This window comes from Nostoc sp., assembly GCF_036917135.1.
In the GTDB taxonomy this organism is placed as follows: domain Bacteria; phylum Cyanobacteriota; class Cyanobacteriia; order Cyanobacteriales; family Nostocaceae; genus Nostoc.
On record NZ_JBALEA010000076.1, the window covers coordinates 138712 to 152507 of the forward strand.

General features: G+C 41.5%; 15 protein-coding genes and 3 pseudogenes. 7 read left to right on the forward strand and 11 right to left on the reverse strand.

What is annotated here, in order from left to right:
* Nucleotides 1-32 precede the first annotated feature (32 nt).
* Complete coding sequence (locus V7K50_RS24095; protein WP_334964471.1) at nt 33-263, reverse strand: hypothetical protein; 231 nt, start codon at nt 261-263, stop codon at nt 33-35.
* Between the two features lie 594 nt (nt 264-857).
* Between V7K50_RS24095 and V7K50_RS30815 the strand changes: the two are divergent.
* A pseudogene (locus V7K50_RS30815) lies at nt 858-1160 on the forward strand (ISAzo13-like element transposase-related protein); the annotation flags it as partial.
* A 154-nt stretch (nt 1161-1314) separates the two neighbouring features.
* On the opposite strand, the gene V7K50_RS24105 reads toward V7K50_RS30815, so the two are convergent.
* Nucleotides 1315-1542 carry a hypothetical protein gene (locus tag V7K50_RS24105; RefSeq protein WP_334964473.1) on the reverse strand — a complete coding sequence of 76 codons (228 nt, stop codon included), beginning with the start codon at nt 1540-1542 and terminating at the stop codon, nt 1315-1317.
* Between the two features lie 323 nt (nt 1543-1865).
* On the opposite strand from V7K50_RS24105, the pseudogene V7K50_RS24110 reads away from it, so the two are divergent.
* The 3 genes and pseudogenes from V7K50_RS24110 to aroH all read left to right on the forward strand — a co-directional run.
* Nucleotides 1866-2036, forward strand: a pseudogene (locus V7K50_RS24110) (MOSC domain-containing protein); the annotation flags it as partial.
* A 364-nt stretch (nt 2037-2400) separates the two neighbouring features.
* Entirely contained in the window at nt 2401-3222 is an 822-nt protein-coding gene (gene sppA / locus V7K50_RS24115) for a signal peptide peptidase SppA (protein ID WP_334964474.1), read from the forward strand.
* Between the two features lie 147 nt (nt 3223-3369).
* Complete coding sequence (gene aroH / locus V7K50_RS24120) at nt 3370-3783, forward strand: chorismate mutase (protein ID WP_334964476.1); 414 nt, start codon at nt 3370-3372, stop codon at nt 3781-3783.
* Between the two features lie 158 nt (nt 3784-3941).
* On the opposite strand, the gene V7K50_RS24125 is transcribed toward aroH, so the two are convergent.
* The 5 genes and pseudogenes from V7K50_RS24125 to V7K50_RS30825 form a co-directional block, all read right to left on the reverse strand.
* Nucleotides 3942-4307, reverse strand: coding sequence for a type II toxin-antitoxin system PemK/MazF family toxin (locus V7K50_RS24125; protein WP_334964478.1), 366 nt, complete (start codon nt 4305-4307; stop codon nt 3942-3944).
* Nucleotides 4288-4473, reverse strand: coding sequence for a hypothetical protein (locus V7K50_RS24130; protein ID WP_229460353.1), 186 nt, complete (start codon nt 4471-4473; stop codon nt 4288-4290). The genes V7K50_RS24125 and V7K50_RS24130 overlap by 20 nt, the downstream gene beginning before the upstream one ends.
* A gap of 366 nt (nt 4474-4839) precedes the next feature.
* Nucleotides 4840-5016 carry a hypothetical protein gene (locus V7K50_RS24135; protein WP_334964480.1) on the reverse strand — a complete coding sequence of 59 codons (177 nt, stop codon included), beginning with the start codon at nt 5014-5016 and terminating at the stop codon, nt 4840-4842.
* A gap of 563 nt (nt 5017-5579) precedes the next feature.
* Nucleotides 5580-5900, reverse strand: coding sequence for an ISAs1 family transposase (locus V7K50_RS30820; protein WP_442944656.1), 321 nt, complete (start codon nt 5898-5900; stop codon nt 5580-5582).
* Between the two features lie 56 nt (nt 5901-5956).
* Nucleotides 5957-6097, reverse strand: a pseudogene (locus V7K50_RS30825) (transposase family protein); the annotation flags it as partial.
* A gap of 778 nt (nt 6098-6875) precedes the next feature.
* On the opposite strand from V7K50_RS30825, the gene V7K50_RS24145 reads away from it, so the two are divergent.
* Nucleotides 6876-7868: a 2-hydroxyacid dehydrogenase gene (locus V7K50_RS24145; protein ID WP_334964482.1), complete on the forward strand. Its 993-nt coding sequence runs from the start codon at nt 6876-6878 to the stop codon at nt 7866-7868.
* Between the two features lie 135 nt (nt 7869-8003).
* Entirely contained in the window at nt 8004-8186 is a 183-nt protein-coding gene (locus V7K50_RS24150; RefSeq protein ID WP_334964626.1) for a Na-translocating system protein MpsC family protein, read from the forward strand.
* Between the two features lie 209 nt (nt 8187-8395).
* On the opposite strand, the gene V7K50_RS24155 is transcribed toward V7K50_RS24150, so the two are convergent.
* Entirely contained in the window at nt 8396-8779 is a 384-nt protein-coding gene (locus tag V7K50_RS24155) for a response regulator (protein ID WP_334964484.1), read from the reverse strand.
* 619 nt (nt 8780-9398) lie between these two features.
* Between V7K50_RS24155 and V7K50_RS24160 the strand changes: the two genes are divergently transcribed.
* Nucleotides 9399-9938, forward strand: a complete 540-nt coding sequence (locus V7K50_RS24160) for a DUF3172 domain-containing protein (RefSeq protein ID WP_334964486.1) — start codon at nt 9399-9401, stop codon at nt 9936-9938.
* Nucleotides 9939-10039: 101 nt separating this feature from the next.
* Here V7K50_RS24160 and V7K50_RS24165 read toward each other — a convergent pair whose 3' ends face one another.
* From V7K50_RS24165 to V7K50_RS24175, 3 genes are all read right to left on the reverse strand, one after another.
* Nucleotides 10040-10882 carry an AMIN domain-containing protein gene (locus tag V7K50_RS24165; RefSeq protein ID WP_334964488.1) on the reverse strand — a complete coding sequence of 281 codons (843 nt, stop codon included), beginning with the start codon at nt 10880-10882 and terminating at the stop codon, nt 10040-10042.
* A gap of 93 nt (nt 10883-10975) precedes the next feature.
* Complete coding sequence (locus V7K50_RS24170; protein ID WP_334964490.1) at nt 10976-11458, reverse strand: hypothetical protein; 483 nt, start codon at nt 11456-11458, stop codon at nt 10976-10978.
* A gap of 4 nt (nt 11459-11462) precedes the next feature.
* A complete protein-coding gene (locus tag V7K50_RS24175; RefSeq protein WP_334964492.1) occupies nt 11463-13652 on the reverse strand; it encodes a cation:proton antiporter in 2190 nt (729 codons plus the stop codon).
* Between the last annotated feature and the right edge of the window lie 144 nt (nt 13653-13796).

Genomic DNA, 13796 nt, shown 5'->3' on the forward strand with positions numbered 1-13796 from the left:
TATGCTAAACGAAATAATTTCCATATATGCTATCACAGACGATTTGTTAAAGGCGATTGGACATAATGAAGATTGTCGTCGAAAAAGGTGGTTGTAGCACCGGACTGCTTCAAATTAGAAAGCCACTGCGGTGAGGTATCCGGGGCTATGCCTTTTTCGATGAAGTATTCAATTTGACAACGGGATTGGTGACTTATACCGTCGTTGTCAGTCCAGACGTGCCAGTATTCAATTGTTGGTTTGGGTGATGAGTTATTCTGCATAATAATGGCTCTTTTTGATCCGAAATGTATTGAAAGGCGAATTAGAAATTACGAATTACGAAATTCTAACCGTATAATTAGGGACTTCCCATTTGTTGCTTTCAATCCAGAAAAAGGTAGGTTTTTGAGTACTTAGGGACTTCCAGAAAATAAACTATTCCATCAGCAAGAATGATAATCATTTTAAATGAGGGATGAAGGGGCTGCGCCTTCATCCCCCTTTTGTAGTAATTTGAATAATGACAGAGTTTTTGAGTGTGGTAACTGGTGGCTATAGTATTAACTGATTCTCTCAAAAAGTTGTTAATTAAAACTGCATGTCAATTACAGCACTTCCAGCAGCTATGAGGTACATCCTCAAATCTGAAAGCTTTGATAGGAGAGGGCAAGGAGAAAAACTGTATTGCATAATAGCCGGAAGCGCTGTAAAAGGTGCAGCAAAGCGTAAATTTAGCTTACTATCCGCCCTATCATAAGTAGGTGGGCGCTAAAAAACACAACTAGATTAAGAAATGTAAATCGCTTAAAAGCTTACATTCAAAGCGTTTCTGGTGCTTTACATAAGTTTACGTAGTTCGGTTTAATTGTGCCTACCTACTTAGTAAATATAATCCGATAGAAAGGACATGGGCAATACTAGAGAATCATTGGAATGGCAGCATTTTAGATGAAGTGGAGACGGCTTTAAAGTTTGCTAGTACTATGAAATGGAAAGGTTCTCATCCAGTAGTTAAGCTAGTATACAAAACTTATGATAATGGGGTAAAGCTTACAAAAAAAGCTATGGCTCAAATTGAAAAACAGATTGAGCGGCTAACCGATTCTACTCATGAAGTTTTCCCAAATTTAGGTAATTGCTTTATTGATATTTGTTGTAGTAAAACAAAAGTTATTTGATTTTAATAACAGCATTTATTTAGCTACAAAACATACTAATCTTACACTGTTTAACTTCAAAGCAGACACACAGTGTATAGATTCTTCATGCATAGATGAGGGGGAGAAAAGGGGTTGCCGAGGGCAACCCCTTTTCTCCCCCTTAAAATGATTATCATTCTTGAGAAAACCTGTCTCTTGTTTTTCTTGGAAAATTTATTCTTTGGAAGTCCCTTGGCGCAAATATCGTGATTGGCAGTATTGCTCTGCGAACAGTACGACTGTTGCTGCAAGGGAAACTAGTACCATTGCCTGCGATCGCCTGTCGCAGCAAATAAGCAATATCGTTCAGCGAGCGTGATGGCAGGGCAAAGGCATCTAAATATTGACGAGTCGGAATCATAGTGAAATTTAGCAAAACTCTAATCAGATAAGACTTTCAGGAAATTAAATATTCACTCACATGGTAATGATAATCATTTTTTAAAATTCTCATGAAACTCATCTCTGTAAACGTCGGACTTCGGACTGCCGCCTGAAGTGAACTGGAAAGGGAAAACAGTTAGCACTGGAATTTTTAAAGAACCAGTTAGCAAACGGGTGATGCTGCGATGCCTTCGGGGGGCGTAGCCAACGCTCAATTTAGACGGTGATGGGCAAGCCGATCTAACCGTTCATGGAGGAGCAGACAAAGCAGTCTATGTCTATCCCTTCGAGCATTACAATTACTGGCAAGGTGAATTGCCTGATATAGAACTGCCTCTAGGCATCTTTGGTGAAAATTTCACGACTACTGGACTCAGAGAAGAAGAACTGAACATTGGCGATCGCTTCCATATCGGCACTGTCAAAAAGCAATGCGACGCGACAGGCATCTTCGTTTCAGTTTTTGTCTAATAGTGATTAATTACTGACAACTAGTGCGGGTGCGCGATCGTAGTAAACCAATCTTAAAAAAGTCAAAAAGTTATCAGACCAAGGGTTTGGGAATTTTGAATGCCGCAAAATAGCTAAAATATTCTGTGCTAACTCATCACGTTGGACGCTAGACTAGAGTTTGGCATTTGATGTTAGCTGCAATCTTTAAGGACTTGGCTAGCATTCATCGACAATATCAAATAAAACGCGCTGAAAAATATAAAAATTTCCTTAAAATCCTGATGAGGACGATACCTGCTCATGTTTCTTAACAGAGAAAAGCAGGTCGTCTGACCGTTGGGCATCTTAGTATTGAATTTATTACGAGGTATGTTGAGAGCTCATGGTTTGGCCGTTTAAGCCCAAGTTTAAAAAACAAATTGCGCGGATTGAAATTACTGGTGCGATCGCCGGTGCTACTCGCAAACGCGTCCTAGAAGCCCTGAAAACTGTAGAAGAAAAAAAGTTTCCGGCATTATTGCTCCGTATCGATAGCCCTGGCGGTACAGTCGGAGATTCCCAAGAAATCTACAGCGCCCTGAAGCGTTTGCGCGAAAAAATCAAAATCGTCGCTAGCTTTGGGAATATTTCGGCTTCTGGAGGAGTCTACATCGGTATGGGAGCCGAACACATCGTCGCCAACCCTGGGACGATTACAGGTAGTATTGGTGTGATTCTGCGCGGGAATAACTTGGAACGCTTGCTAGAAAAAATTGGTGTTTCCTTCCAGGTAATTAAGTCTGGCCCTTTCAAAGACATTTTGGCTTTTGATCGGCAACTTACTCAACCAGAAGAAATCATCCTGCAAGAGTTAATTGATACAAGTTATCAGCAGTTTGTGCAAACGGTAGCTGATGGCCGTTCTTTAACAGTAGAAGCTGTAAAAAGTTTCGCCGATGGTCGGATTTTTACTGGACAGCAAGCCCTAGAATTGGGTGTTGTAGACCGACTGGGCACAGAAGAAGATGCCCGTCGCTGGACAGCCGAACTGGTTGGTCTTGACCCAGAAAAAACTCTCTGCTATACCCTAGAAGAACGTAAACCCTTATTGAGTCGCGTTCTACCAGGGAGTCGTCAGTTTTCATCAGGAATTGGAGCCGGCATTGATTGGCTCGAATTTGAAATGTCTACTAGTGGTTTACCGTTGTGGTTATATCGACCCTAATATGAGTTAGGAGGAGCCAGTGCGGTCTTGGGGTTTCCCCAAGTGGAGCAACTGGCGTTTATGAGTGAGGAGTTAGGAGTTAAAAATCTTAACTTCTCATTCTCAACTCCTAATTCCTCACTCTTGTGTTTTAAGGAGGATTTTGGCGTGGACTGGCAAATGCGGGCGATTCGCGGAGCAACAACCGCTTCAGAAAATACTGTTGAGGTAATGCAAGAGGTGGTTACAGAACTACTAAATGAACTGGAAAACCGGAATCAATTCCAGCCGAGGGACATGATTAGTGTGACTTTTTCGGTGACACGCGATTTGGATGCTATTTTTCCAGCTGCGATCGCGAGATCGCGTCCTGGTTGGGATAATGTGGCCATGTTGGATGTGCAGCAAATGCACGTTGAAGGCAGCTTACAGCGCTGTATTCGGTTCTTAATCCACGCTTATCTGCCAGCCTCCGCCTCAATTCATCATATTTATTTACGCAACGCCGCCAGCTTGCGTCCCGACTGGAGTTTACCCCAGACTTTACAAACATCACAGCCAGCAGTTAAGTCAAAAGTGTAAATTACTTAAATAAAATATATTTAACAAACAGCACAAAAGTATAATTATGTGCTGACGCGGCTGCTCAACCTACTGCTGATGGGAGAATATTACTAAGTTTGCCGTAGTGATTTGAGGTCTATTGGTGAGGCGATCGCGCCCAAAATCAATCGCATTTATCATAAAGTACTATCCACATCTTTGGAATCACCCTGCTCTTCCTCAATTTCCAAATCCAGAGCAAATATCAAAGCTTGTTTGATTTTTAGTAGTGTTTCATCTGGCAATTTGCCGAGTTTACGTTCCAGTCTTACAGCAGGGATTGAACCTAAACCTTGAATATTAGCGACAGAACCTTGTCGTAAAAACAGCAGTGTAGGCAGTTCAACTTCGTATGCGCTACCCCTATTTTGCATAGTTACTGGTACATACAGAACTAAAGCGCGGGGTGGAGTGGGATCATAGCGAGACACAACGATAACAGGACGCGTCTTGGCTGCAAGTCCTAAATCGACTAGCCACACTTCACCAGGTTTCGGGTTCATCAATCAAATCCAATACTTCTTGTTCAACCACTCTGGAACGAAGAATATCTAAAGCATCCTGATCTGCCAGTTCAATAATCTCTGCAAGGCATTGTCGCACTTGTTGAGCAATGTCAGGTTGCCATTGACGTAGTTTTGTGTCGAGTTCTTGGACTAAAGCATCCATTTCAAGTTTCCATAACAAGATGTCGTATTTGCTTCTATATTAAGGTATATGCTGGCATTTCTGAGATGACGCAAGTTAGGATCAGATCAACAATTAATAATTCGATTGAACAATAACCTCTAAGAGGATGTTTGAAAAGTGGTTGGCTGTGACTTTAGGTACTTCTAGATCCCCCCTAACCCCCCTTAAAAAAGGGGGGAACCGGAATCAAAGTCCCCCTTCTTTAAGGGGGATTTAGGGGGATATAAAACTTTTTATACCGGCAATAGGACTTTTCAAACATCCTCTAAAGTATACTATTGTACCAATTAAAGGTGCGATCGCTTCGAGAGGTTATTTTTATGGTTGTTGAAAAATCTTTTTAGTTTAATTGAGCGTAATATTCTTCGCAACACCGTTGCTATGTTCAAACTTGTTTTGACTTAGCGGTAAAGACTCTTGAGAAAGGGATTCTAAAAATTTAACTGCTTTTAGTAAAGATTCTCCCGATAATTGTTCCAGCAGTGTTATTGCTCTTGAGCGAATTTCTTCAGGTGGAGTCATGGGCAAGTTGACCTCATTTACATCTAGCTTCAACTGTAATCCAATTTTTTTGTCCTCTTCTCTGCCTAAAGTCTTATCCTTACAGGTTTCTCTGTGTTGTAACTCTAGGGGAAACGCACCTTATTTACTAATAAAATCTAAGAGAGATTTAAAAATGACATAGATAATTGTAAAAATCGATAAAATGATCAATAAAATGAATAAATTCTCTCTGAAAGGTATGATTCAGCTTATCTAATGCTAAATCATTATTTATAAATACTAAAATAATTCAATATTTGAGTCTATAAAAGTATGTTTATCTAAAGGAAAAATGAAATTTTCCCTAAAAAGCCAAATTCAAATTTTGATATGTGAGTTTAAGCTAGCTCTAAGACTCTTGATAAATAATTGTTATCCAGCCCAGGGAGAAACTATTTATTTTTTATTCCACGTTTGACACGCTTCTCTTGACCTAAAAGATTGACTGCAATATGTCTGAGAATTGCAAAATTCTGTGGAGGATTATCTTTTCTAATGCGACAGTCATCTTCCTTCAAGGCGACATCTAATAACGGCAGTCGCTACAACGGGGGGAACCCCCGCAACGCGCTGCCTCTCCAATGTAATGAATTCTCAATTCCCCAATGACTGCGAATAGAATTACCAAACTGTTTAGCATTTGATTCCAGGCTACTGATAAAATAATGGGTTTCAACCGTTGTTTCACCATTTAATGAACGGACGGATTCTACCATTCCAACACGATTAAATTTTGACCAAACTGAATCTGGATTAAGCCGAGGTTCCATTAACATTACGTAATTGCGGATTTCATGACGACCATGCCCTGTTTCTTCTGTTTTATATGTGCTATGTGCAATCCCCTCAAACCCTGTAGCTATGCCTGAAGAGAATAGTTTTTCAACTTCATCATAAAGGTTGCCTTAGTTCTTCTTTTCCAACCATCCGCTCCACAAATCACAGCAGATACAGCAATGGTCATGATATCAATTAAATTGTGTCGTTTAGTGCGGTCAATTCGTGGGTCTTCTATTCCCCAAAAATGGTCAGCAATCGTGATTTTTGGTTTGAGCTTCATCTTAAGAACTGGGAGAATGTAATTCTTCTTTCTGATAAATGTGAGAATACCATGTTCTCTGACAAGCAGCCGTCCTGACTTTTCACGCCATCTGTAATAAGTCACTTTGAAGAGTTTTCGATGGCGTAACCGCCCTTCTTGGTAGCGATCGCATAAATTGAGTTTTTCTTTGGGCTGATCTTCTTGTAATTCCTAGTCATTCATCTAAAACTATTGAGAATCAGACTGTGAGAAAACCTACGCTATTAAGTGGGGAAGTGACCGTGAAAATTCAGGCAGCCGTCGGCTGCCTCTAACTCCCCATCATAATGATTATTATTTTCATATTTATTGAGATTTAATTTCCTCAAAGCCTTATGTAGTTTGAGTCTTGGTGTATTTTATCTTGATTCAAGCTCGTCAATATTTAGATGCGTTTGCCCTGCTTACTACAAACCCTCAAAACTAACTTGACAGTACGAAAAATGTGCTTTTTACCTTTATCTATATTTGGTATTTATTATCAATAGACTCCCAAAAAGAATTGTTTTGACGTAGCACTGCTACGTCAAAACAAAGGTTCTGGGTAACGCATATTTAATTTCTGTAGATGTCTAATGCGTAAGTCCTAAAAATTATAAATTTTTGCTTTAGTTCTGAAATCGCTTGCAAAAATACCAATCTCTAAGATTGACAATGTTCAAAGGTGTCCCAACTACGCTCGTTGTAGACATCGCTCCTCTTAACGTCAAGGTATTATGTACTCGAACACCGTGCAGCATACAATCTGAGGTTTTGCATGAAAGTAGCAGTTTTCAGTACAAAAGCCTATGATCGGCAGTTTTTGTCAGCTGCAAATTCTCCCACCCAACACGAGTTAGTGTTTTTTGAACCCCGTTTAAATCGGGATACAGCTATCCTTGCTGCTGGATTTCCGGCGGTTTGCGTATTTGTGCATGATCAGGTTGATGCCCCAACCTTGGAACTTCTCGCCTCTCAGGGAAATCGCCTGGTTGTTCTTCGTTGTGCAGGGTTTAACAATGTAGACTTAAAAGCCGCAGCAGACTTAGGAATTACCGTTGTTCGTGTTCCTGCCTATTCGCCTTATGGGGTAGCAGAACACGCCGTAGGATTGATTTTGAGCCTAAATCGCAAAATTCATCGTGCCTATAACCGTGTCCGAGAAGGCAATTTTTCCCTAGATGGACTGTTGGGATTTAATTTGCATGAGCGCACAGTGGGGATTATCGGCACCGGCAAAATCGGTCTGATTTTAGGGCAGATTATGAAGGGATTTGGCTGTCACCTACTCGCTTATGACGTTTATCGCAATCCCGAATTGGAGGCGCTAGGTGGAAAGTATGTAGAACTACCTGAGCTATTTGCCAACTCCGATATTATCTCTCTCCATTGTCCCCTAACTCCCGAAACCCATCACTTGATTAATACTGAGTCCATAGAACAGATTAAGCCAGGTGTGATGCTAATTAATACTAGCCGAGGAGCGCTGATTGATACCCAAGCAGTGATTGAGGGATTGAAGTCTGGTAAAATTGGCTATCTTGGTGTGGATGTTTACGAACAAGAATCGGAATTGTTTTTTGAGGATTTGTCTGGCGAAATTATTCAAGATGATATTTTTCAGCGTCTAACAACGTTCCCCAATGTATTGATTACCGGACATCAAGCCTTTTTTACCGCAGAAGCTCTCTACAATATTGCAGAAACAACTTTTGCTAATATTACTGATGTTGAACAGGGTCGTCTTTGTGCGAATGAAATTCACCCTTAACTGTGAGCTAATATCAATTCAATACAGCAGATTTCAGGTAAATGAAGTACATAAAACCCAAAACCTTGTGGAGACGTAGAAATACTACGTCTCTAGGTCTATTCGATTAGAGCGCAATCTGCTGTATGAAGCTGCCTGTGGGGAGGTTATGATAGTTTAGCTGAACAAGTACGATTACATTTACATTTAGAGAAAATAATTAAACTAGAATTAAAAAGTTTGCTTGAGGAAATTATTGGTAAACCTGGCCTCGAACTCATGACAAACACAAATTTAGCAACAGGCCGTACTGGAATTATCGTAAATCAAAGGGTTTAAGAACCTGCAATCTATATGTTGTAGCACCCATTTCAGTCCTTCTCTACGAGAGGCTGCGCCAACGGCTACGCTCAGGAACCATCGGGGTTTAAATCCCCCGGAGTTGCTCCTCTTGGGGAGACCCCAGACTTTTGAATTTTGAATTGTTAATGTGGTTTTCAATCAATTACCTGAGGTTCGTAATCCCGAATTTATTCCCAAGGGAAATTTCAAGAATTTAGCTGACTGATGTGGCGATTGATTACCACTTCTAATTGATTAAAATCATAGGGTTTAGTGATGCAACCATCAAATCCTATCAGTAAAGTTGAGTCCTGATCTTCTGACATTGTTAGAGATGTTATTGCAATTATTGGGATAGTAGCAGTTTTTGAGTCGTGTTTGAGGTCATCAATTACTTGGTTCGCACTCAAATTAGATAGCATCAAATCTAGCAGGATTAAATCTGGTTGATGAGTTTGTGCCAATATCACAGCCCTCACCCCTTGTTTGGTACAAATGCATGATAAATTTAATATTCCTAAATGAGAATTAAGTAGCTCTAAATCATGTAGACTATGTTCTACAACCAAAATTAAAGGCTGTCCATTCATAAGCAGTTAATGCTGTCCAAGAAAGGTTACGCATAAAGATTAAACCCATCAGGTAACCCTGCAAGTATTTTTTCTTGCAAGTTACTAAGTAAATGTACGAAGGTATCTTTAAGCGACTAATCAGGGCATGAAATGAATAGCATGGTGTATACTCATACAGAGTATTTGTAAAGTCAAGCAAATAGTATCATATTTGATGTATCTATTTGCAAGGATAGACTTTGACGCTCTCAGCGTCTTTAGACGCTGAGATTCTTGATTCAATGAAGTCACTTGCTGATGCAGGATTACTCCAGCAAAAGTAGAGGTGTCTTCTCGACAAGCGTTGCTCGGATCTAGTCCGAAAGTGACCGTATCCCTATTGCAATCCTGAGTTAAGGATATTAATAGCAGCGTTGTGATCTTTGTCCAACTTACACCCATAAAGGAACTGAGTTTTACGCTTACCGAGTCTTTTCTATAAAATTGTTGTAGAGAGCCTGTGGATTGGATTGTGCCGACACTGCCAGGAAGAAACAGGAAGAAAAAGCGGACAATTGTTAGTAATTGTTAGTATTTTTGTATCGGAGAAAATTTTAGACCACTCCCTGCGAAACGGCGTGAAGGTGATTAAGCAACAATGAGACGTAAACCCACTGGTAAATCGGCTACTACTTCTAAACCCTCTTTTTTCCAATCCCCGATGTTTAACCTCTTCACCATCGCAATTATGGGAGGGGTGTTGATTTTGGGAATTGGCATTGGCATTGCTTTTAGTTCCACAGCCACCTTAGCTCCATCAAATGTGGCTTCCCGTGAATTCATTGATTTGAAAGCACCAAACCCGGAAATTTGTGTGCAGTACGGAGCTAGCGCGATGGTGATGGACGCTAGACTGTTCGTAACTCTCAACCCCTTCAATGTCTATGTTGCCCAGCCGAGTATGCGTCCTGGATGTGTGATTAGACAAAACAACTGGGCGCTTTTAGAGCAACGAAAACTGGTGACATCTGAGCAGGTAAATGAGTGCAAAAATCGCCTCAACACCTTTGGCTTTACAGGTAACTTGGACAGTGATAAACCTGATATTAGATGCATATATCAGAATGAAGCTGCTCAAAACTTCTTCACGGCTCAACCCGGAGCAGTCGGAACACCTCAGGAAACGGATAGATTTTAGATTTATTTGGGCATTAGGAAAGAGGAGGCAGGAGGCAGGAGGCAGAAATAAATTCTTTAATTTTGAATTTTGAATTTTGAATTGATTTCTCCCTCATCCCCCTATCTACTTTTAGGAAGAGGTTGACCAAACTCGATCACCTGGGGATCGGGAAAATTGGGGATTGTTGGAACTGGAAATTGGGACATACCGAAAGCAGGAATGTTATTCAATTTACCAGGTTGACTTGGGAAAGAAGGAGGGGGAAGAATCAAAGCAGGTTGTTCTGAAGATGTATTCGTAGTTAGGGGAGGTACGGTGACAAAAGGCTGCCCTGAGTTATTAGTAATTGTTGTGGGCAGTTCATTGGATGGAGGCGGAACTGTGAGGGAAGACGGTTGTAGATTAGTAGTGGTTACGGGTAGGTTAATCGGCGGCTGTGAGTACTTATACAGTGTTTGAGTTTGTTTCTTAGTTGAAGATAGAGAGTTTGCTGGTTTTACGGCAGTAGTTTTACCAGAAATAACCGGACGTAATACCCAGCGAGTGGAGTTTTTTCGGGAAACGGGTTGCAGTTGTACTTGTTTGGGATTTAAAACAGTCCCTGGAGCTAAATCTAAGACAATGCGTGTGTCCTTTGCGTTCAGTTGAGAAAGGCGGATGCTTTTAATTGCTCCAGAATAATTTTGTTGTGTGGTAACTTTGCCCAATTTAGTATTCGGTAAATCTACAACTAGCCGAGAGGGTTGGGCTAGGTAGAAATAATGGGGGGTTGTACCTGCTGAGAGGGTGATTTCTAGTTGCTGTGTCTTGGGGGAAAAACTCCACTTATCTAGCTTTGCTGGTGGTGTAGCAGCAGTAGTGCTATTTTCGAGGGCGATCGCTGCATAAAAGCCTAGTAGACTGATACTAAATAGCTGCTTGCGCCATTGGCAAAATTGCCTAGTCTTTAGTGCATGATCCATTCTTTTTATCTCACATTGCTATTTACTTCGCGCTTTAAGATTTGGTTGGGGTCTGAATCCCCATCTAAATCTTCCCAGTCCCCAATCCCCAATTCAATGAGCTTTTTGAGGCACAGCCGTAAATTTCAGAGTTTGGGGAATGCCATTTACGGTTAATTCACCTGTAATACTACCTTTATCCACAAGTTGCATTTGAATTGTGACTGAGTTCAAAGGATCGTTTTGGGGTTGAGGAATATTACAAAGGATTGATCTACCAACTTTTCCAGATAAATTTAATTGTTGATTTTTCAAGATTCCTGCCAGAGAGTGCTTTTCGTCAGTATCGGCGTTAGCGTTTGCGGGTAATACAGAGGCATTTAAGTAAATTCCCGACTGCTCAATGTTTAAAGTTAGGGTATCCGATTTTTCACAGTTCGGCAAATTTTCCGCTAGGGTTAGACGATACCGACCGTTAACGGTTGGAGGAGCCTTGAGATTGTTTTCTCCGTAAACGCTGACAGTTTTAAACAATACCAGCACTGAAACTATTGCTACTCCGTAAAAACCTAAAGATTTGAAGTTGAAATGATTCATGTTCTCAACTCCTGAATGTTGGCTCTTGACTACTAGCTTCAGAAAGCACGAAAGCCAGATGAGCGGTGACTTGACTGTAGCGGCGGGTAATCAGTAGGGAGGAGCAACATTGCATAGCTAGTTGATCTGTATATCTTCCCAAGGTTTGACGCTCGATACCCCAAGTGCGGCTGGTGCCTGCAATTGTTAGGTCTACATTTTTTGAGGCTTCGACTACTGTTTGGATTGCCTCTGGAACTGGGACAATTTTGATTTCTATGCGATCGCGGACACTGCTCGGTAATTGCTGCATCATTGTATGTAACTCGTAAGTTAATTCATCCTTGACGTGATTTTCGGGTACAACCTGTAAAACTTGTAACATACAAGTCTCATGGTTAATTAACAGTCTCAAAGCCAGTATTAATGCCAAATCATCATGAATATTTGCCGAATAAGGCACCAACAAGCTTTGTAAGCGATCGCCTCCTTTGTCCACAAATACTGCAACATCTACTGGCGCAGTGGTGAGCATTTGACCGACTCTTCCACCTAAGCGGTTGCTACTAAAAGCTGGGCGATGCCATCCCACCAGAATTAAATCAACTTGTTTGAGTGCGGCAATCTGTGCTGTTTCCCGTGCGACATTACTAGATATGCGAACGATGGGATGCACATGAGAGCGTGTTTCTGGCGGTTCGAGAGTATTAATCAATTCTTCTAGCTGCTGACGGCGCTGGGCAATTAATCGGTCTGCTTCAACTGGCGTACTTTCAAAGGCATAATCTTCTTCAAATTCAATCAAACTTAGAGGGTTGACAACGGCGGGATGTCGGTAGTTGAGAGCGATGCTTGTTGCCAACTGTACCAAACCTTTTTGGGTACTGGGATTCGCCACTGGCACCAAAATTCGGTAGGGACGAATGTAAGTTTCGGCATCAGTACCGCTTGTAGCTGTTTCTGCTTCCAACTCCGGTTCCACCACATCTAACCTGATCAGCCTCTTCGGATATGTCCATTCCAGCAGTGGCGAGGTCATGAATGTAGTTACCAATGCCATAATTACCAGCATGGTAAATATTAAGGGAGAAATTACCCCTAACTCTAGACCAATATTTAGCACTATCAGTTCAGTCAAGCCGCGAGTATTCATTAACCAACCGAGTGCTGAGGCTTCCCGTTTATTAATGCCACTGACACGAGCCGCTACATAAGTACCAACATATTTACCTGCGATCGCCACTCCTAAAACCAACGCACACAAAAGCCACAATTCGGGACGGTTGAGTAAGCCAATCTGCGTCTTTAAGCCACTGTAAGCAAAAAATATTGGTAGCAAGAAAATCAGCACAAAATCTTCGGTTTTTACTGCCAATTCCCGCACTAAATCTTCATTTTTGGGCATAGCTGCTCCCAGCAAAAATGCTCCAAAAATTAAGTGAATCCCAATTAGTTCGGTGATTAATGCCGACGCAACCACGCCCATATAAATCCCAGCCAGCAGCAATTGGCTGAGTCTTCCTGCACGGAGGTAGTGTTTGGCTAGGCGTTGGAGAAACCAGCGTCCCACCGTCAACATCAAGCCGATGTAGACTATACTGGCGATAATTGTGGGTATGGCACCAGCGAAGTCACCAGTCCGAGCAACTGCGATCGCAACTGCCAAGAGACACCAAGCTGTTACATCATCTACGGCTGCACAAGTTAACGCCAAGGTTCCTAAACGCGTTCCTTGTAAATTGTTTTCAGTAATAATTCGGGCCAACACTGGAAAGGCAGTAATCGACATCGCCGCCCCCAAAAACAAAGCAAAGGCGGTGAATGATACACTTGCATTGGAAACTAGAGGATAAAGTAGCACCGCTAGCAATGTTCCGAGAGAAAACGGCACTAAAATGCTGACATGAGAAGTTAAAACTGCAACTTCTAATTGTCCACCGAGGTATTTGGGATTTAGTTCTAGCCCAATCAGAAACATGAAAAATATTAGTCCCACCTGAGACAAAACATTGAGAAAAGGAAAAGTTTCTGGTGGAAACAAGGTAACTGCTAGATGGGGAGCAACTAAACCAAATAAAGATGGACCGAGCATAATGCCGGCGACAATCTCACCAATTACCAACGGTTGCTTAATGGAACGGAATCCTAGCCCTACTAGCCGTGAAAGTCCAATAACAATCAGCACCTCAACCAGAACGAGAACAACTATGTGCATGGTTTCCTCACAATTAACTATCTGGTTTCCCTAAGATAATTCTTTAAAAGACTGGGAAATGTCAAGCTTGTTATAGCAGTTATCGTTTACGTGAGGTACACCCGTAGGGGCACGGCAATGCCGTGCCCCTACACCTCGTGATGT

Coding starts and splice junctions, on each gene's coding strand:
- V7K50_RS24095 (WP_334964471.1), bottom strand. CDS start 263: ATGCAGAATAACTCATCACCCAAACCAACAATTGAATACTGGCACGTC.
- V7K50_RS24105 (WP_334964473.1), bottom strand. CDS start 1,542: ATGATTCCGACTCGTCAATATTTAGATGCCTTTGCCCTGCCATCACGC.
- sppA (WP_334964474.1), top strand. CDS start 2,401: ATGGTTTGGCCGTTTAAGCCCAAGTTTAAAAAACAAATTGCGCGGATT.
- V7K50_RS24125 (WP_334964478.1), bottom strand. CDS start 4,307: ATGAACCCGAAACCTGGTGAAGTGTGGCTAGTCGATTTAGGACTTGCA.
- V7K50_RS24130 (WP_229460353.1), bottom strand. CDS start 4,473: ATGGATGCTTTAGTCCAAGAACTCGACACAAAACTACGTCAATGGCAA.
- V7K50_RS24135 (WP_334964480.1), bottom strand. CDS start 5,016: ATGACTCCACCTGAAGAAATTCGCTCAAGAGCAATAACACTGCTGGAA.
- V7K50_RS24145 (WP_334964482.1), top strand. CDS start 6,876: ATGAAAGTAGCAGTTTTCAGTACAAAAGCCTATGATCGGCAGTTTTTG.
- V7K50_RS24155 (WP_334964484.1), bottom strand. CDS start 8,779: ATGAATGGACAGCCTTTAATTTTGGTTGTAGAACATAGTCTACATGAT.
- V7K50_RS24160 (WP_334964486.1), top strand. CDS start 9,399: ATGAGACGTAAACCCACTGGTAAATCGGCTACTACTTCTAAACCCTCT.
- V7K50_RS24165 (WP_334964488.1), bottom strand. CDS start 10,882: ATGGATCATGCACTAAAGACTAGGCAATTTTGCCAATGGCGCAAGCAG.
- V7K50_RS24170 (WP_334964490.1), bottom strand. CDS start 11,458: ATGAATCATTTCAACTTCAAATCTTTAGGTTTTTACGGAGTAGCAATA.
- V7K50_RS24175 (WP_334964492.1), bottom strand. CDS start 13,652: ATGCACATAGTTGTTCTCGTTCTGGTTGAGGTGCTGATTGTTATTGGA.